The organism is Roseibium sp. MB-4 (assembly GCF_053005265.1).
In genome coordinates this window covers 296,784-320,487 of the sequence record NZ_JBRKQB010000002.1, presented here as the reverse complement: position 1 = coordinate 320,487, position 23,704 = coordinate 296,784, and the positions used below count along the sequence as shown (strand labels likewise).

The following is a 23,704-nucleotide window of genomic DNA, read 5'->3' as shown; positions in this document are numbered from 1 at the left end:
TGCGCCTGTTGTAAAAGGGGCAAGGCGGCCTTGCCCCTTTCGCTTCGCTTGCATCTTTACCGGTTTAGCCCCAGCAAAGATTTGTGCCTTCGGTGGTGTCGATGGATTCAACGCCGTCCACCGGCTTGTCGGTGACAAGTGCAACACCGGTGTCAAAGAAGTCCTTGCCCGGTGTCGGTTCCGGCTTGTTGCCGTTGTCCGCCCACTCCTTGATGGCTTCGATGCCGAGTGAGGCCATCAACAGCGGATATTGCTGCGAGGTTGCGCCAATGACGCCATCCTTGACGTTTTGAACACCTGGGCAGCCACCGTCGACGGAGACGATCAGAACATCGTTTTCTCGGCCAATTGACTTGAGAGCTTCATAGGCGCCGGCTGCAGCCGGTTCATTGATCGTGTAGACGACGTTGATCATCGGATCTTTGGCGAGCAGGTTTTCCATTGCCCGGCGGCCGCCTTCTTCGTTGCCCTGCGTGACATCGTTGCCGACGATCCGCGGATCGGTCTCATCGCCCCACTTGTTCGGATCGCCAAGATCGATGCCGAAGCCCTGAAGGAAGCCTTGGTCGCGCAACACGCCGACAGTTGGTTGGCTGATGGCAAGATCAAGCATTGCGATCTTGGCATTTGCCGCCTCATCGCCAAGCGAACCGGCCGCCCATTTGCCGATCAGTTCACCGGCCAGGAAATTGTCGGTTGCAAACGTGGCATCGGCTGCGTCGATCGGGTTCAGCGGTGTGTCGAGTGCAATGACCAGAAGTCCATTGTCGCGCGCTTGCTGGACAGCAGGTACGATGGAAGAGGTGTCGGATGCCGTCAGCAGAATACCTTTGGCGCCATCTGCGATGCAGGTTTCAATCGCTGCAACCTGGGTCTCGTGGTCGCCATCGACCTTGCCAGCGAAAGACTTCAGTTCAATGCCGAGTTCTTCGGCTTTTGCCGTCGCGCCTTCTTTCATCTTCACGAAAAACGGGTTGGTGTCCGTTTTGGTGATCAGGCAGGCGGACAGGTCAGCCGCCATGGCCGGTGTCGCTGCCATTGCGGCAAGAACGGAACCGGTCGCGAGTAGTTTGCGGATCATTGTATGTTTCCTCCCTGGCCTGTTTCTAAACACGGTTGGGTGTGGCCAGATGTGACCCCAACCGTGCTGCTCGCGCCGGAAAACCGGCACGGTCTTCGCTCCGGCCAGATCCGGCAGGTCCAAGTGACCTGCCTCCAGTAAGGATCGCTGTCCGGGGCGAGAAGTTGAAAAACTGTGGCAGGCTGGCCGCGCCGACGGCACCGGCATCCTGTCCGAAGCTGCCGGTTGCCATCTGCGGCGAGGTCCGGCTCTCCGGCGCTGCATCTGCAACAGCTGACGCCATCGCTTCTGCAAAGCTTGTGTTGAAATCATTCCCGAGGTCACTGTCCAAAACGACCAGAGGCATGTCTAGGATCGCAAAGGCTGAGCGGAGCGCAACGGCGAGTGCGCTGACACAGTCTTCTGTCCATTCGCGTGCCTTGTCGTCTGCTGCCTCTATGGCCTGGCGCAAATCAGTGCGGCTCAAATTGGAAAAGTTTTCCGGTGACATATGCCGGGCGAGAGCAACCAGGCTGGCCCTTGCCAGGAGCAAGTCCCATTCCTGACGCGGAGCGTTGGCGGTCGGCAATTTGCTCGGCGGAACCGGGATCATCGCAACGTCACCAGCATTGCCGGAAACGCCGCGAACGACATCACCGTTCATCACCAAGCCGCCGCCAATTGCGGGTCCCAGGAACAGGTAGAGAAAGTTGTCGTTCTGACGCCCAACACCATAAAAAAGCTCTGCAACAGCGGCTGCCGTGCCGTCGTTTTCGCTGAAGACCGGAAGACCGGTTTCCTCTTCAAGGGCGCTCGCAAGATCGTAGTCTTCCCAGTCCTTGAAATGCGCCTCAGGCAAGCCGAGTTCATGGAGCCATGCGCCAAGATTAAAGGGCTGAGCAAGCCCGATGCCAGTTATGCGATCCTGTTCTCCCTCGCTTAGGTCTTCCCGCAACTGTTCCAGGTCATCAGTCAGGATCGTAAGGGCTATTGCGGGCTCCGGCAGGATCATCTCATGCGTTCGGCGATTGATGATCTGACCGGAAAAATCCATCAGCACTGTTTCCAGGCTCGTCCGGTCCAGACGAACGCCAAAGGAAAATGCGCCCCGCGGCGCGAGTTTCAGAATTGTCGCGGGCTGACCTCGGCTGCCATCATGGCGTTTGCCAGCTTCCACGATGAGGCCCTCTTCGATGAGGGTCTGAATGATCGCGCCAATAGCCGCATTCGTCAGTTGCACAGCCCGGGCGAGTTCGGCCTTCGACGCTTCTCCCGCGCGCCGCAATATCTGTAAGACGATCCGCTCGTTATAGCGTCTCAGCTGGACAGAATTCGAACCGCGGCCGCTTTTCCGGATTTCATCCATTGGCCTCCTCCCTCTGTCATTCCGGGTCCGCTTTCACTGCAAGACCATAATTATTTATTTTGGAAAAATTATTCTCGCCATTCGGGAAACTGTCAATTCGATTTCCGTGCTGCGCCGCAGCGTTTCGTTGCTGTCCTGCGGTAGGTGATTGAGTTTTCGATTATTATTAAATGTGATTTAATTAATTGAAAGTGACGTTGAAGATCAAATTCGAAATAATGCGCTCGATTTGGACAGAGGTTGGAGCTCGATTGCCCTTTGACAGGGGGTGATGAAGTGCACGCAGAAATCTGCCACGTGGAAAATGCCGCTTGGGGCTTTCTGATCCGGGCTGCTGAACGCTAAGGTCCGCTTCTAGAAAAAGAACAGGAGATCCGAACCATGTCGCACCGCCACGATGAGAGCTTTTTGAACAAGGCTATAGCCGCGGGTGCGGGGGAGGTTGCGGCGGATCTGGTCATCAAGAACGTGCAGATGTTCAGCGTCGTCGACGGGTCGACTGTGACGACGGATATTGCCATCGTCGGCGACCGAATTGTTGGAACGCATGACACCTATGAGGCGGAAAACACCATTGATGGAACGGGTCTTACAGCGGCGCCCGGGTTCATCGACACGCATCTTCATGTCGAATCTTCATTGGTAACGCCTTTTGAATTCGATCGCTGTGTCCTGCCGCATGGGGTTACGACTGCGATTTGTGACCCGCATGAGATTGCCAACGTTCTGGGCGCACAGGGTATTCGCTACTTTTTGGACAGTTCATTGCAAACCATCATGGATTTGAAAGTGAATCTGTCATCCTGTGTTCCGGCAACTGCGTTCGAGACAGCTGGCGCTTGCCTGGAAATAGAAGATCTTCTGCCGTTCAAAGATCATCCAAGCGTTATTGGTCTTGCGGAATTCATGAATTTTCCGGGTGTTCTGGCGCGCGATCCGAAGGTGCTTGCCAAGCTTGCAGCTTTCCAGAACGGACATATCGATGGCCATGCGCCTTTGCTCGGCGGCAAACCGCTTAATGGCTATCTGGCGGCCGGGATCCGAACCGATCACGAGGCAACGTCAGCTGAAGAAGCGCAGGAAAAGCTCTCCAAGGGCATGGCAGTGCTGATGCGGGAGGGGTCGGTCTGCAAGGACCTGGATGCGTTGGCTTCGGTCTTGACGTCCGATACCTCGGCTTTCGTTGCGCTTTGCACCGATGATCGTAATCCGCTGGATATTGCGGAGGAGGGGCATCTCGACAGCATGATCCGGCGGTTGATTGCCAAGGGGATCCGCCCGCTTGACGTCTATCGCGCTGCAAGCTGGTCAGCGGCGAATGCCTTTGGCCTGAAAGACAGAGGCGTGTTGGCTCCCGGAAAACGCGCCGACATTGCCTTGTTGAGCGATTTCGAAGACTGCCGTGTTGAAACCGCGATCTGTGGCGGTGTTGTCGCCGATGATACCGCCTTTGCGACCCGTAGCGTTGTCGCGCCTGTCGGGCTTGATAGCGTCAAGGCCAATGAGGTCAGTGCGGCATCGTTTAACATTCCGGCCCGCAACAGCGAAGCCGATGTGATTGGTGTCATCCCTGGCAAGATCATCACGGAACACCTGAAACGCACGTTGCCGGTAAATGGCGGCAAGACCCTGGTGGATTTTGATCAGGACGTTCTGAAGGTCGCAGTCGTTGAACGGCACAAGGGCACCGGCAACATCGGCCTCGGGTTCGTCCACGGGTTCGGCATGAAACAAGGAGCCATCGCGTCTTCGGTTGGCCATGACAGTCACAATATCTGTGTTGTTGGCGCTGACGAAGCGGCGATGGCTCATGCGGTCAACCGGGTCATTGCGATGAAGGGCGGGTTTGCGGTCGCCGGCCAGGACGGCGTGAAGGCTGAGCTGGCGCTGCCACTTGCAGGGCTCATGAGCCTGGAGCCGTTCGAGACGGTGCGTCATGAGCTGGAAGACCTTCGACATGCCGCGAAGGCGCTTGGCTGCACACTGGCGGAACCGTTCCTTCAAGTGGCGTTTTTGCCGTTGCCGGTTATTCCGCATCTCAAAATCACAGATTTCGGTGTGTTTGATGTCAACAAGTTCGAGCTGGTTGATCAGGGGTCATAGCGCTTCTGGCCGTCAGTAATGGCGCATGGTTTTCCGGAACCTGATCCAAGAAACAAATGCTTCAACCAGCAGCCAAAAGGTGATCATCGCAGCGATCAGCGAGCCCATCATGATCTTGGCGTCAAAAGCAAAGTCGGCAAGATGGGCGTGCGGGTGCGCGATCCGCGGATTGAGCGGCAAATAGATGATGTCGATTGCTTTGCCTGCCTGGCCGACAGTGCTCCCGGGCGGCCGCTTGAAAGAGACATATTCAAGCGTTCCGCTTTCCGGTTGAAACTCAATCAGCAGGCTGTCACCGGTCACCCAAGTCTGGCGGTTTTTCAAATAGTTGCGCGGGCTTTGCCGGGCGAGGTCACGCATCTCATTCGGATCGGTCGAGGGCTTGGTGATCTGCACAACGGTCCCGGTCGCAGTTTCACCGAATTTGCTGAGTAGCCAGTATTTGAGACCGCTGTCGAAGTGGAGACCGATCGAGAAGATCACCGCAACGGCAACGAAAAATAATATGACAATGTTCAAAGCGCGGCTATCGTCCGCCGCCTCTTTGGGATTAAACATGGCCTTTCAATTTCTGCATAGAGGCAACAGGCTGCCTCGGTGCTCCTTTAAGAGCGATCAGCGTTCGGCGTGAAATCGATCCCGATTTAACGCCCGCTGATCTTCCAGCTTAGTTCGGGTTTCTGCAAAGTCCAAAACGAATTCTGGCCAGTTTCTAGGATCCAGGCATGCTTCTTACTTTTGCCGTCTCCGGTTATCGCTCCTTGCGTGACCTCATATTGCCGCTCGACCGGATCACCTTGATTACCGGTGCCAACGGCAGCGGCAAATCCAGCCTATACCGCTCGATCCGGCTTCTGGCCGAAGTCGCACAGGGTCGGGCGATCGCAACGCTCGCCTCCGAAGGTGGTTTAAATTCAACGCTTTGGGCTGGCCCGGAAACCGTGTCACGCGCCATGAAGCGGGGAGAAGTGCCGATGCAAGGCACGGTTCGAAAGGGAACTGTTGCCCTGAAACTGGGATTTTCGGACGAAGATTACGGCTACGCGATCGACCTTGGACTGCCCGCTGATGCCGGCCGTTCCTATTTCTCAATGGACCCTGAAATCAAGTGCGAAGCCCTTTGGGCGGGAGAGGCGCTGTCACGGTCTAACGAGATTGCCGGGCGCAACGGGCCGTCGGTTCGGGTCTTGAACCAACAAGGGCAACGTCTGCCGGTGGTCCAAAATCTGGCGCGGTTTGACAGCATGATGACCCATGCCGCCGACCCGAAAGACGGTCTAGAGCTCCTGGTGCTACGGGAACGGATGCGTGCGTGGCGGTTCTATGACCATCTGCGCACCGACAGGGAGGCACCGGCCAGGTTTCCGAAGATCGGAACCCGCACGCCAGCGCTTTCCGCTGACGGAGCAGACCTGGCGGCCGCCCTTCAGACCATTCTGGAGATAGGTGATGAAGTCGCTTTGGTTGAAGCAATTGACGATGCCTTTCCTGGAGCCGAGATCGAGATCACCGTCAACGAGGGTTATTTTGAGTTACTCATGCGGCAAAAAGGGCTGTTGAGGCCTCTACGGGCCGCTGAGCTTTCTGACGGCACATTGCGGTATCTGCTTTTGACGGCTGCGCTCTTGTCTCCGCGCCCGGCGCCATTGATTGTTTTGAACGAGCCGGAAACCAGCCTGCATCCCTCGCTCCTGGAACCTTTGGCGCGCTTGATTTCGAAAGCTGCCGAAAAGACCCAGGTGCTGGTTGTCTCGCATGCGGAACCTTTGGTGAATGCTCTTGCCGGAGAGCGAGGGTGCCTTCATCATCATCTCCACAAGGAACTCGGAGAGACGCAAGTCGCCGATGCGGAACCGCCCCGCTGGCGCTGGCCAAGCCGCTAGAGTGCGTCCTTGTTCGGAGCCGACATGACCCATGAAAGCAACTATTGAGTGCAGGTGTGGCCAATTATTGGGTAATTTGTACCTAGAAGTGCAAAAAAGTTGCGGGGGTGTCGTTACGTCGCTGGTTGACGTGAACGGAAGCTTGGGTCATGTCAGTAGGGAACACCGGCGTCGGCATCGCGATATGCATTGCCGATCAGGGAGGAGGATTCAGCTGTAGGGGGGCTGAATCGGTCAACCGGCTCGCATGTAAAAGGAGTCGGAGAAAACGCGTTGGAGAACGTCATGACGAGTGCGGAGGAGTGGAACGCGGCATTTAAGGTCCGTCCAATTCACGAATACCTCGACAATTCAGCGGAACGCTTTGGAGACCGGCCGGCGGCCGACTTCATGGGCAAGGTCTGGTCCTATCGTGAGATGGGCGACCTGGTCGACCGTACCGCGGCCGGATTGCAAGCCATGGGCGTAGGGCCCGGCGTGCATGTCGGGTTGTGCCTGCCCAATACCCCTTTTTATACGATCTTCTACTTCGCGATCCTGAAGATCGGCGGCACAGTCGCCAACTTCAATCCACTTTATGTTGAGCGCGAAATCGCTTTCCAGGCCCGCGATGCCGATGTGCGCATCATGGTCACCATGGATCTGAAAGTGATCTACGACAAAGTCGAGAACGTCCGGAAAGAACGTGTTCTGGACAAGATCATCGTCTGTCCGATGACGTTCTGTCTGCCGACTATCAAAAAGACACTCTTCAGCTTGTTCAAGCGTAAGGAACTTGCCGCGATCCCGCAGGACGAGGCGCATGTCCGTTTTGAAGATCTGCAGACCAAGGGCAGCAAGCCGAAGCCGGTTGAGATCGATCCGGAAGAAACAATCGCTGTTCTGCAATACACCGGTGGGACAACAGGTGTGCCGAAAGGGGCAATGCTGACGCACAAGAACCTCTGCGCCAATATCGAACAGATGCGCGACATCTTCGAGAAAGCCCAGCCGGGCGAGGAAAAGATGCTCTGTGTGCTGCCGTTCTTTCATGTGTTCGCGATGACGGTGGGGCAGAATCTCTCCGTCATTCTCGGGGCGGAGATGGTGCTGCAGCCGCGGTTTGAGCTGAAGATGCTCTTGGAGTCGATCGTTCGGAAGAAAGTCACCCTTTTCCCGGGGGTGCCAACCATCTACACGGCGATCAACAACTCGCACGAGACCAAGAAATACGATCTTTCCAGCATCAACTTGTGCATCTCCGGCGGTGCGCCGCTGCCTGTTGAAGTGAAGGAAAACTTCGAAAAACTGACTGGCTGTATTCTGGTCGAAGGCTATGGCCTCACCGAGTCGTCTCCGGTTGCCGCGGTCAATCCGCTGGACGAGAACCGCCGCGCAGGATCGATCGGACGTCCGGTCCCTGGCACCAAGGTGCGGTTTGTCGACATTGAGGACCGAAAGACCGAAGTTGCTCAAGGCGAGAAGGGCGAACTCCTGATCCACGGCCAGCAGGTGATGAAGGGGTACTGGAAGCGCGACGACGCTACGGCAGAAACCATTACAGAAGATGGGTACCTGCACACCGGGGACGTTGGCTACCAGGATGAAGACGGCTTCATTTATTTGGTCGACCGGATCAAGGACCTGATCCTGTGTTCCGGCTACAATGTTTATCCGCGTGTCATTGAGGAAGCGATTTATCAAAACGAGGCTGTCGACGAGACCATCGTGATCGCGATCCCCGACGAATACCGTGGCCAGTCGCCGAAAGCGTTCGTCAAGCTCAAGGATGGTCATTCCCTGACCGCCGGTGACCTGAAGGCCTTCCTGAAGGATCACCTGTCGGCCATTGAATTGCCGCGGGAAATCGAGTTCCGCGACGAGTTGCCAAAAACAATGGTTGGCAAACTGTCGAAGAAGGAACTCGTGGAAGAAGAGGCTGCCAAGCGCGCCGCTGCCGCCGCTTAAATTCTTCGGCTCTTGGAAGTCAGACCTTTAACGCGCCCAATTCGGGCGCGTTTTTAGTTGGAATACCCGCGGCCGTCCGAAGCGCGGGCCAGCTGGCGGCCCCGGATGGCTTCGCGGCGGACAGTGTAGATCGAGGCCGCGATGACCACGCTGGCACCGATCAGTGTTTCAACCCCGGGCCACTGACTGAAGATCAAGGCCCCGAACAAGGTGGCATAGAGCAGGCGGGTGTAGTCGAGCGACGCGATGGCTGTGGCTTCGCCGGCTTGGAACGCCTTGATGTTCGCCATTTGCCCGGCCCAGGAAAAGAACCCAACTGCCGCCAGCAACGCCCATTGTTCCAGTGTCGGCGCTTGCCAGGTCATCCATGCAGGTATGATCATGATGAGGCCAACGCCCATCGCCTAATAGGTGAGGATCGTATTGGGCGGGTCGGTCCGGGTCAGGATGCGGATGACGATCATCACCATCCCGGCGCAAGCCGCACTGCCAAGCGCCATCAGGGCAAAGGGATCCACAAGACCTTCGCCACTTGGCCGGAGCATCAAAAGCACTCCCAAAAAGCCAACGATGGTCGCTCCCCAGCGATGTTTGCCGACTTGCTCACCCAGGAACCAGATGGCGAAGATGGTGATGAAAAACGTCTTTGAAAAGCTGATCGCCGTCGCATCTGCTAGCGGCATCTCAATGATCGCGGTGAAACCAAGCAGCATTGCGGAGGTCGCAAAGACGATACGGGTCAGCTGGAGCCCCGGGCGTTTTGTGGCAAGCGAGCCGGGCAGTCCCGGCAGGATCTTGGGCGCCACGATTAGCAGCATCAGCACCTGACGGACTACGAGGATCTGAAACACGGAGAGATCCTGACCGAGAAACTTGATCAGTGTCACCATGATGGAAAACAGGAAGGCGGCGAGCAGAATCCACAGCGCACCGATCGTGTTTGGCGGCAGTTGACCGATGCGCTCCGCCAACCGCCCGATGAAATGGTTCGGTGATGACGGTTTAGGTTCCGCCGGGTCTGCCGTCGTTTTGTCGGGTGTGGAATCCATTTAGGGCGTGTCGCGTTTTATCAGATGCATTTGACCGAGAAGAGTTTGGGGTCCGGCTAGGCGGGCAGAGCGACGGTCAAAAAGAGAGTGTGCGAACAAACCTACTGGAATTCGGTAAGAAGGGAAGGGCTTTGCTGCCGGGACTTGCAAAAAAGTGCACTGGCCAGTTTAATTGCGCCGGACTATATTGTGGTCAACCCGCCGCTGGCGCATCCCAGGCGCTGCAGACAACCGGCAAAGACTTAAGTCAACTGAAGGCCTCTTCCATGAACCAAATGGCTACTCCGAAATTCGGTGTTGGCGCACCGTTGCGCCGCAAAGAAGATCTGCCGCTCATTACGGGAGAGGGGATATATACCGGCGATTACCAGCCGGAAGGGTGCCTCCATTCATTTGTGCTCCGCTCGGCGATGGCTCATGCAAAAATCTCCATCGCAAATGCAGATGAAGTGCGGACGATGGATGGCGTCCGTATGGTGCTGACCGGTGCGGATGTCGCCGGAAAGTCCATGCCGACACGGGCTATCTTGAAGCAGATCGACGGCAGTAACTTCAATCTGCCGACGCAGCCGCTGCTGTGTTCCGACACGGTTCGTTATGTCGGCGATGCAATTGCCTTTGTGGTAGCGGATACATTGCAAGGCGCACGTGATGCCGCCGAGATGCTGGAGGTCGACTACGATCCGCTGGATGTCGTGGTTGAAATGGAAGACGCGCTTGCGCCCGATGCGGTAAAGGTCTGGCCGGAGTTCGGTACAAACGTTGCCTTTACCTTCGGGCACGGCGATGCAGAGAAAACCGATGCGGCTTTTGCCAACGCGTCGAAAACGGTTTCAATCGATCTCGTCAACAACCGGATTGTTGCCAATTACATGGAACTGCGCGGCTGTGTGGCCGAGTTCGACAGTGCCAGCGACCGTTTCAAACTGACCCTTGGAACTCAGGGCGGGCACGGGATGCGGGATGTCCTTTGCCAGATCCTTGGCCTTGAGGCGGAAAAGGTTCAGGTTGTAACGCCGGAAGTTGGCGGTGGTTTTGGCACCAAAATCTTCTGTTACCGAGAATATCCGCTGTCGATGCTGGCGGCGCAGGCGCTGGGTGTGCCGGTGCGCTGGGCCGGTGAGCGAATGGATCATTTTGTCACCGATGCTCATGGCCGGGACAATCTCTCCCATGCCGAGCTGGCTCTGGATCCAGACAACAAGATTTTGGGTATGAAGGTGCATGTGAAGGCGGCAATGGGCGCCTATCTGCACCAGTTCGGCCCGTTTATTCCCTGGGTCGGCACCACCATGACATCCGGCCTTTATGACATTCCGGCCGTGTTTGCGAAGGTGGAAGGCGTCTACAGTCACACGGTTCCGACCGACGCGTTCCGCGGCGCTGGGCGTCCGGAAGCGGCCTACTTGATTGAACGGCTGATCGACAAGGCGGCTGAGGAAACCGGGCTTGGTCCGGTTGAGTTCCGAAATCTCAACTTCATCAAGAAGGAACAGCTTCCTTACACCACTCAGACCGGCCGGATGTATGACACCGGAGATTATCAGGGCCATCTGGAAAAGGCCTTGGAGACCGCTGATTGGCCAGGTTTCAAGGCGCGCCAGGAGGCAAGCCAAGCTGCCGGCAAGTATCGTGGCTTCGGCATTTGTTCTTACATTGAGGCCTGTGCTTTCCCGGGCGGGGAAGAGGCGACCGTCGAGATCGGTGCGAACGGCAACCTGACGCTTCTGATCGGTACCCAGACCAACGGACAGGGCCATGCGACGGCCTACAGCCAAGTCGTTGCGGAACAGTTCGGTGTCAACATCGAGGATGTCGAGGTCATTCAGGGCGACACCGACCGGGTTCGCAAAGGCGGCGGCACCGGTGGGTCGCGTTCTATTCCGCTCGGGCTGCCATCCGTCAAGGAAGCCAGCGTTGCCTTGGTCAAGAAGGTCAAGGAACTCGCTGCCGACAAGCTCGAAGCGGGCGTTGACGATCTTGAACTCGACAGCGGCTTGGTCCGCGTTGTCGGTACTGACCAGCAGGTGACCCTTGCCGAAATCGCTGCCGGGTCCGGTGAGCCCCTGCAAGCACGTGAAGAAGTCAAGCAAACCGAGGCGACTTATCCAAACGGCACCCACATTTGCGAGCTGGAAGTTGATCCGGACACCGGCGATGTCGATATCCAGAACTACGTCATCGTCGATGATTTCGGCGTCACCGTGAACCCGCTGCTGTTGGCTGGTCAGGTTCATGGCGGGGCGGCGTCTGCCATCAGTCAGGCCTTGTGCGAGCACACGGTGTTTGACGAAGATGGTCAGCTTCTGACGGCCTCACTGCTCGACTACAGGCTTCTACGGGCGGCGGATGTCCCGAATTTCGACTTCCAGACCCGCAATGTGCCGTCGACCACCAATGCGATGGGGATCAAGGGGGCTGGCGAAGCGGGTACGATCGGCGGCTGCGCGGCTGTCATGAACGCGATCCAGAATGCTCTGAAAGACGGCGCGGGTGTCACCGAACTCCTTGATATGCCCGCAACCCCGCACCGGGTCTGGGATGCAATCCAAACGGCGAAATAAATGCGCACTTACCAGATTGCAGCCATCCCGGCAGACGGCATCGGGCCTGAAGTGATCGAAGCGGGTGCTGAAGTGTTGGCCGCGCTTGGTCAACGGGCCGGTGACGTAGATTTCAAACTGACCTTCTTCGACTGGGGATCAGAGCGGTACAAGAAGCACGGCGAGATGATGCCATCTGATGGCCTCGAGCAGCTTAAACCTTTCGACGCGATCTATTTCGGGGCTGTCGGCGCACCGGATGTGCCGGACCATATTACCCTTTGGGGGCTCCGCTTGCCGATCTGTCAGGGGTTCGACCAATACGCCAATGTCCGACCGACGAAGATTATACCGGGCGTAACGTCGCCACTGCGCGACGTGGGTGTTGGAGATCTGGACTGGGTGATCGTGCGCGAGAATTCAGAGGGCGAGTATTCCGGAAATGGCGGGCGGGCGCATCGCGGGCTACCGGAAGAGGTGGGCACAGAAGTCGCCATCTTCACCCGCGTTGGTGTCACGCGGATCATGCGTTATGCTTTTCGGCTTGCGCAGTCCCGTCCGCGTAAACTGCTGACAGTGGTGACCAAATCCAACGCGCAACGGCACGGCATGGTCATGTGGGATGAGATCGCCGCGGAGGTCTCGAAGGAGTTTCCGGATGTGACGTGGGACAAGATGCTGGTGGATGCGATGGCCGTGCGCATGGTCAAGAACCCGAAAAGCCTCGACACCATCGTTGCAACCAATCTCCACGCGGACATTTTATCCGACCTGGCAGGCGCCTTGGCTGGAAGCCTGGGCGTTGCCCCCACAGCAAACATTGATCCTGAGCGCCGCTTCCCGTCGATGTTCGAACCCATTCATGGATCGGCCTTCGATATCACGGGCAAGGGCATTGCAAACCCGGTCGCAACTTTCTGGACAGCATCGCAGATGCTGGATCATCTGGGTGAGGCGGCATCCAGCCAGCGTCTGATGACAGCGGTTGAGCGCGTCTGCGACGCAGGTATCGTGACGCCCGATGTGGGGGGCAAAGCCACCACCCGTGAAGTCACCGATGCTGTTATTCGATCGATCCACGGATCAAACGAGTAGTCAGGCAGACAAGTCCTAAGACTCCCATCTGCCGGTTGCCCTACGACCTCTGTTACTCCGCTGGCATTTCCTGTGGAACGCCGCCGTTGCGCTCGTATTCCCAAATGTGGCTTTCAAAAGCTCTGAGGCGTTTGTAGACGGAGATCAGCTCGACAATCGTGGTCCAGGCATTGACCAGATACTGGAACGAGTTTTCGACCTGTGAGAACGCGCGCACGATCTGTTGCATCACGCCCAAGGTGATGGCGCCGGTCACGATTGTCGGTCCGAGCGCAATGTAGGGCACAAGGACAGTAGCCTGCAGGTACGACCATTTGGCGATGTCGAAATAAAGGTAGTGGAAGAAGAGCCGGAAATAGTTCTTGCGGACATGACCGAAGAGCTCATCGACCGAGGGCGGATCTGCGCGCTCCTCATTGTCCTCGCCGTAGACAAGTTCTTTCCGGTAGGCCGCTTCTACCTTCTGATTGTTGAATTCCAGACCCGGCAATTTCAGGCCGACCACGGCCAGTAACACCGTGCCGGATGCTGCCGAAATGATCGCGACATAGACCAGGGAATGAGCCACGGGACCGATCCAGGGCAGCTCGGTGACGTTGGCTGACAGCTCCCAGAGGATCGGCAAGAAGGCGATCAACGTCATGACGGACCGCAGGAAAGAGACGCCAAGGCTCTCCATGATCCGCGCAAAGCGCATGGTGTCTTCCTGTACGCGCTGGGAGGCCCCTTCGATATGACGCACCACATGCCAATGGGCCATGTAATAGTCGTTCATGGCTGTGCGCCAACGGAACACGAAGTGCTTGGTGATGAAGTCCAGGATCACCGCAACAATCACGAAAATCGCGGCAATGTACAAAAACGTCATCAGTTCGCGCATGTATTCGCCGAACGTGACGGAGCCCGGCTCACTCAAGGCGCGCTGAATGAGATCGTAAAAGCTACCGAACCATTCGTTGATCTCGACGTTCAGGTTCACCTGGTACTGGGTGGCGCCGAGGATGACCACCGAGATGATCCAGGCCCAGAAGAACCATTTACGGTTCAAGAAAAACGATCGGAACATGGGGCGGCGCCTTTCGAATCGGGGATTTTTTATAAGTATAGGAGCCCGTAACGGCAGGAGCAGGTATGTGCCGGGTTTTCAGTTGCTTTTGAAGAGGAAACGTTGGTCATACACGCCGATTTTATCGGCAGACCCTGTTTAATCTGCCAAGGCTACGCGCGAGATTGCAAAAATTGAGGCCGGGGTAGATACTAGTGTCTCACTTCTGAAGCGATTTGCGCAAATCTTACCCTGAGTGCTCGGCAGACCGATTGGAACCTGTTTGCGGCGCTTTTGTCGTCGCTGTTCTATTATTCTTTCAAAACTGGTGCGTGGCGCGGAAAGCGCCGGATGTAAGCCAGTATCCGGATCTGATTTATGGCGTCAAAAAACACTGCAACCCAACAGTCCCGCGCGCCAACGCCAACGGGCATGACACGTCAGGCTCCTCTGATCGGCATCGGGCTCAAACTGGCCTCAACGATCGTGTTCTTTGCAATGGTGACGGTGCTCAAGATCGCCGCCGAACGTGTGCCGATCGGGGAACTCGTGTTTGCGCGGAATTTCTTCGGCGTCTTTCCGGTTCTGATGATGGTCGGGGTGCGCGGGGAGCTTGGCCTTGCATTCCAGACGCAGAAGCCCAAAGGACATCTTGTGCGCGCCTGCATCGGTTTGACTGCCATGGTGTGCATGTTCACCGCTTATGACCTGCTGCCGCTGCCTGATGCCACGGCCATCAACTTTGCAACACCGCTAATCGTTGTTGTTTTGGCCTTCTTCATGCTGGGCGAAACTGTCCGGATCTATCGGTGGAGCGCGGTCGCAGTTGGTTTTGTCGGCATCCTCGTCGTTTTGTCACCGCACCTGGGAGAAGGGGATTTCGACAACTCCGCCACCTTTGGGGCCATCGCTGGATTTATGGGCGCTGCCTTTGCGGCCCTTGCCATGATCACGGTCCGGAAGCTGTGTGTGACCGAGCGTACCTCGACCATTGTCACCTGGTTTTCCTTGTCGGCGACCGTGATCTCGCTTCTGACCATTCCAGCCGGCTGGATCTGGCCGGACCAAGCCTGGCTCATCCCGGATCTGGAAACAGCGGGTCTACTTGTGATGATTGGCCTGTTCGGCGGTGTGGGGCAGATCCTTTTGACCCAAAGCTACCGGTATGCGGATGCGTCGACCATCGCGCCGTTTGATTATGTAAACATGCTCTGGGCGATCCTGGTGGGCTGGGTCGTCTTTTCCGAGGTGCCGGTTCTTGAGGTGATTGTGGGTGCGGTGATCGTTATGGCCGCCGGGATCTTCGTGATTTACCGGGAGCACCGGCTTGGCCTCGATCGGACCAAGGACCGCCGGGCATCGACACCGTCCAAGTCTTGAAGAAATGCCGCGCGGACAATTTCGCGCGGCTTCATGCCGGATGGTCAGAACGCCTTGAACGTTATGATCGACTTGGTGTCCTGGATGCCGTCGATCGGGTGCACCTTCTCATTGACGAAGTGTCCAATGTCAGTGCCGTCTTCGATATAGAACTTCACGAGAAGATCATAATCGCCGCTGGTGGAGTAGACCTCCGAAGCGATCTCGGCATCCGCGATTGCATTGGCGACCTGATAGGTCTTGCCGAGCTGACATTTGATCATCACGAAAAACGGGGTCATGGGGGCTCCTGCGGGCAAAAACGAACTGTGCCCCGACATCGCCTATCTATTGCAAACAGTCAATCGGCTGTTGGTCCTTGGATCACCGCGATCGCTAAGTGGGACTTGAAAACCCGCGCCTGGCTTAGTAGACAGATTTTGTCTCATGGGGGTGCCCGGCAATTGTGGATCGGGCTGAGAGGCGAATGGCCAACTCCTAGAACCTGATCCGGCTTGTACCGGCGGAGGGATTTGAGATCATGACTGATCTTTTACGTATTATCCGAAAAATGATGGCGCGGAACGCCGGCTCTTTGAACTTGAAAAGGGGCCAGGCATGAGTTTGTCGATTGCCGCGAGCACGCAGGCGCTGTCGGCGGATGCGGTCTTTTCCTTGCTGGAGCGGGTGCGGGCAAAAAGACCCCGTGTTCATGCCATCACCAATTCCGTCGCGCAGGGCTTTACGGCCAATGTGCTGTTGGCGCTCGGCGCTGTGCCATCCATGACGATCGCACCGGAGGAAGTTCAGAGCTTTGCAGCATCTGCCGATGCTCTTCTGATAAACCTCGGAACACTGGACAACAGCCGCCGTTTGGCGATCCCGGTTGCGATTGATGCGGCCACGGAAGCCGGGCGGCCAATCACCATTGATCCGGTGTTCGCGGATCGGTCACCGCAGCGCTGTGCCTATGCCAAAGAGCTTTTGCAAACGCTGCCGTCTCTTGTCCGGGCGAATGAAGCCGAGATGACCGCTCTCTTTGATGCGCGGGCCGACGTTGACGCCTTGATTTCGGAGGGAACGGTCTTTGCCGTGACCGGAGAAGAGGATCAGATCGAGAGCCGGGGCGAAGACTACCGGCTGCGCAATGGTCATCCTCTTTTGGCCAGAGTGACGGCCACCGGCTGTGCGGGGGGCGCGGTCCTCGCAGCGTTTGCGAGCGTTGAGCCAGATACAGCGCTTGCTGCGGCATCTGGCCTTTCCGTCTTCAACATTGCGGGCGAAATCGCCGCTTCCCGGAGCGGGGGACCTGGCAGTCTGGTTCCAGAGCTTCTCGATACGCTCTACAGCCTAACCGCCCGCGATATCGAAAGCCGTCTTCAAACCGGCTGACATCCATTCCAATAGTATTGTGCGGAGGGCACCATGACCGCAATCGCGGTAACAATAGCAGGCTCGGATTCCGGCGGTGGGGCTGGCATTCAGGCGGACTTGAAATCCTTTACGGCAAATGGCGTCTACGGGGCGAGCGTCTTGACGGCGCTCACGGCACAAAACACCCTTGGTGTTACGGCGATCCATGATGTGCCGGTCGAGTTCGTGCGCGCGCAGATCGATGCCGTCTATTCGGACCTCGCAGTGACTGCCACCAAGATTGGCATGCTCTCGCAGGTGCCGATTATTGAGGAAGTCGCAGACGGTTTGAAACGCCACCAGACCGGACCAGTCGTTCTGGATCCCGTGATGGTGGCCGCATCCGGAGATCCGCTTTTGGCGGAAAGTGCGGTCGCAACCCTGATTTCCAAGTTGGTGCCCTTGGCCGACATCATCACGCCGAACCTTCATGAAGCAGCCCGCATGCTGGAGTGCGATGTTGCCCATAGCGAAATCGATATGCAGCGCCAGGCCAAACAGCTGATCGACGTCGGGGCCAAGGCTGTTTTGTTGAAGGGCGGACACGGCGACAGTGCGGAAAGCGCCGACCTTTTGATAACTGAAGACGGTGAAAGCCTCTGGCTGCGCGAGGACCGCATCGCGACAGATAACACCCACGGCACCGGTTGCACTTTGTCTTCTGCAATTGCTGCCGGACTGGCCAAGGGCAACGCGCTGGGCGACGCTGTGTCCAGTGCAAAAGCCTATATCCAAGAAGCGATCCGCCATGCGGACGAACTCAAGATTGGACAAGGTCACGGACCGGTCCATCACTTCCACGCTTTTTGGGAGGGCGCACAATGAGTGATGCATTGAAAAACAGAAAAAACCTCAGCCGCCGGGACATGCTTGTGGGCAGTGCCGTTGGAAGCGCATCGATTCTCTCAGCGCCAGCGGTGATGGCACAAGGTGCGGTCACCGAATGGAAGCTGGTGACATCCTGGCCGAAAAACCTGCCAGGTCCGGGTGTCACGGCTCAGCGGATCGCCGATCAGGTTGCGTTGCTCTCAGGTGGTGCATTCAAGATCCGTTTGTTTGCGGCCGGCGAACTGGTGCCGGCGCTCGGTGTGTTTGATGCCGTCTTAAACGGCACTGCGGACATGGCGCATACAGCCTCGTTCTTCTGGCAAGGCAAGATCCCGGCCTCCGTCTATTTCACCGCGGTCCCCTTCGGTCTGCTACCGCATGAACATATCAGCTGGATCGAGCAAGGCGGCGGGCAGGCGCTTTGGGATGAGCTATACGCGCCCTTCGGCATCAAACCGGTGATGGCGGGTAACACCGGTGTTCAGATGGGCGGCTGGTACAAGAAACCGCTCCAAAGCCTTGATGATCTGCGAGGCCTGAAGATCCGGATGCCAGGGCTGGGTGGAGAAGTGATGCGCAGGCTTGGGGCCGCTCCGGTTGGTTTGCCACCGGGTGAGTTGTTTCAAGCACTACAAACCGGTGTTCTGGATGCGACTGAATTTCTCGGTCCCTGGTCGGATCGGGCCATGGGCTTTCAGAAGGCCGCGAAATATTATTATTCACCTGGTTTCCACGAACCGAACGGGACGGGCGAGGCGCTGTTCAATCAGGCAGCTTTTGATGCTTTGCCCACGGAATTCCAGGCAATTCTATTGGAGGCGTGCCGCGCTGAGAATGGACGTGCGCTTGCCGAGAGCGATTGGGAAAATGCCGGAAGCCTGCAGTTGCTCCAGCAAGAAGATGGCGTTGAGGTCCTTTCCTATCCGGAGGACATTCTTGACGCCTTGCGCGTAACGACTGGAGAAGTGCTGCTGGACACGTCCCGTCAGGATCCGATGAGTAACCGCATTTATCAAAGCCACCAGACCGCTTTGAAGCGTCTTTCGCCTTGGAGCGATGTTGCCATGCGGCGGTTTCTGAGCGCGCGTGATGGACTTGTCTGATTTGCAACTATAGCGAGTGAAGGCGTAGGTGCAGCTCGACCTGTTTGGTTAGCAGTTTCGGCTCGTTAAGTTCGAGACTCCATATGTATTGTGTCTGAAATGCGGGTATTTGATCATAAATACATCCGCATTTCTGACATTGGAATGACTTTTTTATCTCACTCGATTGGCCATATCGTGGGCGGTGTATAATGCTGATTTGGGGTTTTTTGGTTTGCCAATGAAGCGATTCAGTCACCAAAAAACATTCCAGGCTCGCGCAAAACGCCGGTATTCCCTAGGGTTATGTGTGACAAGAAAGCAACGCGCAGCAAAGAAAGAAAGTGAAGTATGACGCTTTGGTAATGTGCCTAAAAAATGTGCATTTGTATGGTTGGTCGCGGTCATCCTCCAAAAGCAGTGTCTGATGATATGTTTATCCGGCTATGAGCACTTGGTGCGTGCGCCGGGCGTTCGTGAAAACCCGTATTTTGCAACGCAGCAACCGTGTGCGCTGCAATTAGAGATCGCATTTCGTGGTTGAAAGGCGACCGTTTCTTTTAGACCCTGCAGTCAGTGTCAAATTCCTCCCGGGGGGGAGGAGGATTGGGAGAAACGTAAAAATGCGGGCAACCAAGAAAATCGTACTTATGACGTCGACAGCCATTGCTGCCTCGATCGTCGCAAGTGCAGCCTCTGCGGGCGGTTTCGCCCTGCGCGAGCAGAGCGCATACTACCAAGGGACTTCCTTCGCCGGTAACGGTACCTCCAGTTCGTCGATTTCGTCCATGTTCTGGAACCCGGCAACCATCACGTCGATGGACGGTAAGATCGTATTTGAGGCTCACAACGCCTTCATCATTCCAAAGTCCGACATTACCGGTTCGAACACCGTTCCAAATTCACTGACCACGCCGACCGGTCTGATCACGACGTCTTTTGACACCGGTGATATCGGCCACGATGCTTGGATCCCGGCGTCCTACACGTCTTACAACTTCAACGACAAAATCTACCTTGGCGTTGGGATTAATGGTCCGTTCGGTCTTTCCACAAAGCCGGACGACAGCAACTGGACCGGTGCAGGCTACAACCGGTCTTCCAAGATCTTCTCAATCAACCTGAACCCGGTCGTTGGCTACAAGATCAACGAGATGTTCTCTGTCGCGATCGGTCCGCAGATCCAATATGCGGATGTTCGCCTGACGAATGCCTCAGCGTCTCCGACTATTCCAGGCGCTACCCTGTTTCCGGGTCAGCAGCTTGATGGTGACGGTGTCGGCGTTGGTATGACGGCCGGCGTCACGATCAAACCAACCGCGACCACGGAAATCGGCATCGGTTACCGCTCTGCGATCTTTACCGACATTGATGGGACGATCGCTGCTCCAAACCCGGCGAACCCGTTCACGACGGCCGTCACGAACGTGAAAACCGTGCTTGCAACGCCGGACATGGTCACTCTTTCGGCAAAGCAGAGCATCACAGACGACATTCGTGTCCTCGGTACTTTCGAGTGGACAAACTGGAGCCGCTTGAAAGAGCCGCAGATCACGGCTGATGCGACCGGCGCCACCGTGACCACGCTGCCGTTCAACTACAATGACGGCTACTTCGTCGCGCTCGGTGGTGAGTACGACTTCAATGACAAGCTGACCTTCCGCGCCGGTGCAGCGTATGAGTGGTCACCGATCGATGATCAAATCCGGTCTGCGCGCCTTCCGGACAACGATCGTATCTGGGTAAGCGCCGGTGCGTCCTACGTCTTCAACGAGCACTTCTCGTTTGATCTTGGCTACACGCATATCTTTGGTACAGACACCGATCTGAACCTTGTCCCGGGTCACCAGGACTACAGCGCTTCGAAGGGATCGCTGACCGGTTCCGTCGACTCTTCAGTCGACATCCTGACAGCGTCAGTTCGCATCAAGTTCTGATCAGCTGCCAGACTGGTTTTGAAAATTCTGCCGGCCCGCGATCGCGGGCCGGCTTTTTTGTCAGAATGCTGCCGGGTAAAGGCCGCCGTCCATGAGAATGTTCTGCCCGGTGATGTAGCCGGCGTGTGCGGAGCACAAAAAGGCACAGGTCTGGCCGAACTCCTCGGCTGTTCCAAAACGGCGTGCGGGTATTTCCGCAGCCTGGCTTGCGCGAATGGCTTCCACTGTCTGACCGGACTGTTGTGCGGAGCGTTCAAACCCACCCCTCAGCCGGTCCGTATCCATTTTGCCTGGCAGCAGATTGTTGACCGTGACACCATGCGGAGCCAGCTGGCGGCAAACACCTGCCAGGAATGCTGTCAGACCGGCGCGGGCGCCGCTGGAAAGGTCCAGGCCTTCAATCGGCATCTTCACGGACAAGGACGTGATGTTGACGATCCTGCCAAAGCCACGGGCCTTCATTCCGGGGGTGACCGCCTGGATCAATTCGATCGGTGTCACGAAGTTCTGGATGGCACCTTCCAGCAAGGCAGCGCGATTGAGTTCTGTATAGTCCTTGCGAGGCGGGCCGCCATTGTTGTTGACCAGTATGTCGGGCTCCGGGCAGGCCGTCAGGAGAGCGGTTTGTCCTTCCGGTGTTGAAACGTCGGCAGCGATGACACTGACCTTGACCTGAAAGGTGTCCGTCAGATGCGCGCGGGTTGCTTCCAGGGCATCTTTATCGCGCCCGTTAATCACCAGGTCACATCCGGCCTCTGCGAGCGCTTCTGCGCAACCTCTGCCAAGCCCGCGGCTTGATGCGCACACGATTGCCGACTTGCCGCGCAATCCCAAATCCATGATCGATCTCCCAAATTTCGAAGGTGAGGTTTGCGAGACCATATGAAAGGAAACCCGCTGCGGCTATCCCTTAAGCGATGGACCTGCATGATTGTGAGTCCCTGAGTGAGCGCGCTGAAACGCATATGTTGGCGCGGCTAAGGGAAAGACCCTCCAATGACTTTAGGAAAACGCAACGTCAGGCCGCCTCAAACCCCGTCTGTCATAATAGTGAAACTTGAATCGCGTCTATAGCGGTCCAATGGATCTAGGAGACGTGCAATGTCCACTTCGGAGACATCGCGGCATTACAGGGCCTTGTTTATTTCAGACGTACATCTGGGCACTCGCGGGTGCCAGGCAGAGCTTCTGCTTGACTTCCTGAAGGACAATGACGCCGAGACAATTTATCTCGTCGGCGACATTGCAGATGGCTGGCGGTTGAAGCGGTCCTGGTATTGGCCGCAGCTCCACAACGATGTGGTTCAGAAGATCCTGCGCAAAGGCCGCAAGGGCTCTCGAGTTGTCTATATTCCTGGAAATCACGATGAGTTTCTTCGCAGCTTCCTAGGTACGCACTTCGGCGGTGTGGAAGTCACCGACAGCATCATCCATGAAACCGCAGACAATCGGCGGTATCTGGTGATCCATGGGGATCAGTTCGATGTGGTGATCCGCCATGCCAAGTGGCTCGCGTTCTTTGGGGACAAAGCTTACGTCACAGCGCTTGGTGTCAACACGGTGCTGAACGCCGTGCGCCGCCGGCTTGGCCTGACCTACTGGTCTTTGTCAGCTTGGGCGAAGCTGAAAGTCAAAAATGCAGTCAGTTTCATCGGGCGCTTCGAGGAGGCTCTTTCCGACGAAGCGCGTCGTCAGGGCGTCGACGGTGTCATCTGCGGTCACATCCACCATGCAGCAAGCCGTGACGTCAACGGCATTCACTACATCAACACTGGCGATTGGGTTGAAAGCTGCACAGCGGTTGCCGAACATCATGATGGAACCTTTGAGGTGATCAGATGGGTAGAACAAGCCCAAACCGGAGCCCAAACGGCGAAGCCACAGGAAGCTCCGGTCGCCGCATGAGTTCCATTCTTGTTGTCACGGATGCCTGGCATCCGCAGATCAATGGCGTCGTGCGCTCGCTTGAACGCACAGCTGACGAACTCCGCGCCATGGGCGTTCGCATGGAGTTTTTGACCCCGCAGGCATTCAAAACACTTCCGTGCCCGACATATCCAGAAATCCGTCTGTCTTTGACGCACAAGGGCACCGTGCGGCGGATGATGGATGAATTCGACTGTGAACATCTGCACATAGCGACCGAAGGTCCGCTTGGCCTGCTTGCAGCTGCGATCGCCAAAAAGCGCGGACAGCCGTTCACCACCAGTTATCACACACGGTTTCCAGAGTATGTTTCTGCCCGGATGCCGGTGCCGTTGTCCTGGTCTTATGCCTGGATGCGTCGCTTCCACAACGCCGGCAACGGCTGCATGGTGGCAACGACTTCGCTGGAGAACGACCTGAGAGACCGCGGCTTCCGGAACTTGATGCGCTGGTCGCGCGGGGTCGACGAAAATCTCTTCAAACCCTACGAGGGCTCTGTCCTGCCGCAGGATTTGCCTGGGCCGGTCTTCATGTATGTTGGCCGCGTTGCGATTGAGAAGAACATCAAGGCGTTTTTGGACCTGAAACTGTCCGGCTCTAAGGTCGTTGTTGGCGATGGACCTCAGCTGGATACGCTGCAGAGAGAATACACCGACACGCTCTTCACGGGAGCGAAAACCGGTGAAGACCTGGCGCGTCATTACGTCAGCGCTGATGTTTTCGTCTTCCCGTCTCTCACCGACACGTTCGGCAATGTCATGCTGGAAGCGCTGGCGTGCGGGGTGCCAGTTGCTGCCTATCCGGTCATGGGGCCGCTGGACGTGATCGGCGATACCGGCGCCGGTGTTTTGTCCGAAAACCTTGCGGAGGCATGCGAGGCCGCTCTCGATATTCCGCGCGACCACTGCCGGAACATTGCACTCAATTACACTTGGGCAGCCAGCAGCCGGCAGTTCCTGGACAATTGTATCGCCGCTGCTGGCGGCGTGGCACAGGCCAACGCGGCAGAGTGATCTGAAAGTCTCAGAAGCTTTAAAATATTGGTGCTGCGGGATTTTGTAACCCTCA

20 protein-coding genes and 1 riboswitch are annotated in these 23,704 nt (G+C 56.8%); of the genes, 12 read left to right on the top strand and 8 right to left on the bottom strand.

Annotated elements, in window-relative coordinates; all coding sequences use genetic code 11:
- Positions 1 to 64: 64 nt before the first annotated feature.
- Together ACVDG4_RS12550 and ACVDG4_RS12545 are read right to left on the bottom strand one after the other, a co-directional pair.
- Positions 65 to 1,081 carry a sugar ABC transporter substrate-binding protein gene (locus tag ACVDG4_RS12550; protein WP_133946435.1) on the bottom strand — a complete coding sequence of 339 codons (1,017 nt, stop codon included), beginning with the start codon at positions 1,079 to 1,081 and terminating at the stop codon, positions 65 to 67.
- 25 nt (positions 1,082 to 1,106) lie between these two features.
- Positions 1,107 to 2,426 carry an ROK family transcriptional regulator gene (locus tag ACVDG4_RS12545; RefSeq protein WP_447235313.1) on the bottom strand — a complete coding sequence of 440 codons (1,320 nt, stop codon included), beginning with the start codon at positions 2,424 to 2,426 and terminating at the stop codon, positions 1,107 to 1,109.
- A gap of 381 nt (positions 2,427 to 2,807) precedes the next feature.
- On the opposite strand from ACVDG4_RS12545, the gene ade reads away from it, so the two are divergent.
- Positions 2,808 to 4,529, top strand: a complete 1,722-nt coding sequence (gene ade / locus ACVDG4_RS12540; RefSeq protein WP_447235312.1) for an adenine deaminase — start codon at positions 2,808 to 2,810, stop codon at positions 4,527 to 4,529.
- 12 nt (positions 4,530 to 4,541) lie between these two features.
- Here ade and ACVDG4_RS12535 read toward each other — a convergent pair whose 3' ends face one another.
- Complete coding sequence (locus ACVDG4_RS12535) at positions 4,542 to 5,087, bottom strand: hypothetical protein (protein ID WP_447235311.1); 546 nt, start codon at positions 5,085 to 5,087, stop codon at positions 4,542 to 4,544.
- A gap of 167 nt (positions 5,088 to 5,254) precedes the next feature.
- Here ACVDG4_RS12535 and ACVDG4_RS12530 point away from each other — a divergent pair, with 167 nt between their 5' ends.
- On the top strand, positions 5,255 to 6,412 hold the full coding sequence (locus ACVDG4_RS12530) for an AAA family ATPase (protein ID WP_447235310.1): 1,158 nt from the start codon (positions 5,255 to 5,257) through the stop codon (positions 6,410 to 6,412).
- Positions 6,413 to 6,697: 285 nt separating this feature from the next.
- The gene (locus ACVDG4_RS12525; protein ID WP_306149062.1) at positions 6,698 to 8,359 is read left to right on the top strand and encodes a long-chain-fatty-acid--CoA ligase; all 1,662 of its coding nucleotides are present in this window, start codon (positions 6,698 to 6,700) and stop codon (positions 8,357 to 8,359) included.
- A gap of 53 nt (positions 8,360 to 8,412) precedes the next feature.
- Here the strand turns inward: ACVDG4_RS12525 and ACVDG4_RS12520 are convergent, their stop codons facing one another.
- Together ACVDG4_RS12520 and ACVDG4_RS12515 are read right to left on the bottom strand one after the other, a co-directional pair.
- Positions 8,413 to 8,742, bottom strand: a complete 330-nt coding sequence (locus ACVDG4_RS12520) for an EamA family transporter (protein ID WP_447235309.1) — start codon at positions 8,740 to 8,742, stop codon at positions 8,413 to 8,415.
- Between the two features lie 21 nt (positions 8,743 to 8,763).
- Positions 8,764 to 9,408 carry a DMT family transporter gene (locus ACVDG4_RS12515; RefSeq protein ID WP_447235308.1) on the bottom strand — a complete coding sequence of 215 codons (645 nt, stop codon included), beginning with the start codon at positions 9,406 to 9,408 and terminating at the stop codon, positions 8,764 to 8,766.
- A gap of 266 nt (positions 9,409 to 9,674) precedes the next feature.
- On the opposite strand from ACVDG4_RS12515, the gene ACVDG4_RS12510 reads away from it, so the two are divergent.
- Positions 9,675 to 11,972 carry a xanthine dehydrogenase family protein molybdopterin-binding subunit gene (locus ACVDG4_RS12510; RefSeq protein WP_447235307.1) on the top strand — a complete coding sequence of 766 codons (2,298 nt, stop codon included), beginning with the start codon at positions 9,675 to 9,677 and terminating at the stop codon, positions 11,970 to 11,972.
- Entirely contained in the window at positions 11,973 to 13,046 is a 1,074-nt protein-coding gene (locus tag ACVDG4_RS12505; protein WP_447235306.1) for a tartrate dehydrogenase, read from the top strand.
- Between the two features lie 52 nt (positions 13,047 to 13,098).
- Here ACVDG4_RS12505 and ACVDG4_RS12500 read toward each other — a convergent pair whose 3' ends face one another.
- On the bottom strand, positions 13,099 to 14,112 hold the full coding sequence (locus tag ACVDG4_RS12500; protein WP_209174110.1) for a putative transporter: 1,014 nt from the start codon (positions 14,110 to 14,112) through the stop codon (positions 13,099 to 13,101).
- A gap of 357 nt (positions 14,113 to 14,469) precedes the next feature.
- Here ACVDG4_RS12500 and ACVDG4_RS12495 point away from each other — a divergent pair, with 357 nt between their 5' ends.
- On the top strand, positions 14,470 to 15,471 hold the full coding sequence (locus ACVDG4_RS12495; protein WP_447235305.1) for a DMT family transporter: 1,002 nt from the start codon (positions 14,470 to 14,472) through the stop codon (positions 15,469 to 15,471).
- Between the two features lie 44 nt (positions 15,472 to 15,515).
- Here ACVDG4_RS12495 and ACVDG4_RS12490 read toward each other — a convergent pair whose 3' ends face one another.
- Positions 15,516 to 15,752: an Lrp/AsnC ligand binding domain-containing protein gene (locus tag ACVDG4_RS12490; RefSeq protein WP_040450828.1), complete on the bottom strand. Its 237-nt coding sequence runs from the start codon at positions 15,750 to 15,752 to the stop codon at positions 15,516 to 15,518.
- 137 nt (positions 15,753 to 15,889) lie between these two features.
- Positions 15,890 to 16,000: riboswitch (TPP riboswitch) on the top strand.
- Between the two features lie 68 nt (positions 16,001 to 16,068).
- Here ACVDG4_RS12490 and ACVDG4_RS12485 point away from each other — a divergent pair.
- The 4 genes from ACVDG4_RS12485 to ACVDG4_RS12470 all read left to right on the top strand — a co-directional run bounded on the left by ACVDG4_RS12485 (position 16,069) and on the right by ACVDG4_RS12470 (position 20,710).
- Positions 16,069 to 16,842 carry a hydroxyethylthiazole kinase gene (locus ACVDG4_RS12485; protein ID WP_447235304.1) on the top strand — a complete coding sequence of 258 codons (774 nt, stop codon included), beginning with the start codon at positions 16,069 to 16,071 and terminating at the stop codon, positions 16,840 to 16,842.
- A 33-nt stretch (positions 16,843 to 16,875) separates the two neighbouring features.
- Positions 16,876 to 17,688 (top strand): bifunctional hydroxymethylpyrimidine kinase/phosphomethylpyrimidine kinase, encoded by an 813-nt coding sequence (gene thiD, locus ACVDG4_RS12480; protein ID WP_447235303.1) that lies wholly within the window; start codon positions 16,876 to 16,878, stop codon positions 17,686 to 17,688.
- Positions 17,685 to 18,794 carry a TRAP transporter substrate-binding protein gene (locus tag ACVDG4_RS12475; RefSeq protein ID WP_447235302.1) on the top strand — a complete coding sequence of 370 codons (1,110 nt, stop codon included), beginning with the start codon at positions 17,685 to 17,687 and terminating at the stop codon, positions 18,792 to 18,794. The genes thiD and ACVDG4_RS12475 overlap by 4 nt, the downstream gene beginning before the upstream one ends.
- A gap of 602 nt (positions 18,795 to 19,396) precedes the next feature.
- Complete coding sequence (locus ACVDG4_RS12470) at positions 19,397 to 20,710, top strand: OmpP1/FadL family transporter (RefSeq protein WP_306149074.1); 1,314 nt, start codon at positions 19,397 to 19,399, stop codon at positions 20,708 to 20,710.
- A gap of 60 nt (positions 20,711 to 20,770) precedes the next feature.
- Here the strand turns inward: ACVDG4_RS12470 and ACVDG4_RS12465 are convergent, their stop codons facing one another.
- Positions 20,771 to 21,550 (bottom strand): SDR family oxidoreductase, encoded by a 780-nt coding sequence (locus tag ACVDG4_RS12465; RefSeq protein ID WP_447235301.1) that lies wholly within the window; start codon positions 21,548 to 21,550, stop codon positions 20,771 to 20,773.
- Positions 21,551 to 21,811: 261 nt separating this feature from the next.
- Between ACVDG4_RS12465 and ACVDG4_RS12460 the strand changes: the two genes are divergently transcribed.
- The gene (locus tag ACVDG4_RS12460; RefSeq protein WP_133946480.1) at positions 21,812 to 22,615 is read left to right on the top strand and encodes a UDP-2,3-diacylglucosamine diphosphatase; all 804 of its coding nucleotides are present in this window, start codon (positions 21,812 to 21,814) and stop codon (positions 22,613 to 22,615) included.
- Entirely contained in the window at positions 22,612 to 23,649 is a 1,038-nt protein-coding gene (locus ACVDG4_RS12455) for a glycosyltransferase family 4 protein (RefSeq protein WP_447235300.1), read from the top strand. The genes ACVDG4_RS12460 and ACVDG4_RS12455 overlap by 4 nt, the downstream gene beginning before the upstream one ends.
- Positions 23,650 to 23,704: the final 55 nt, after the last annotated feature.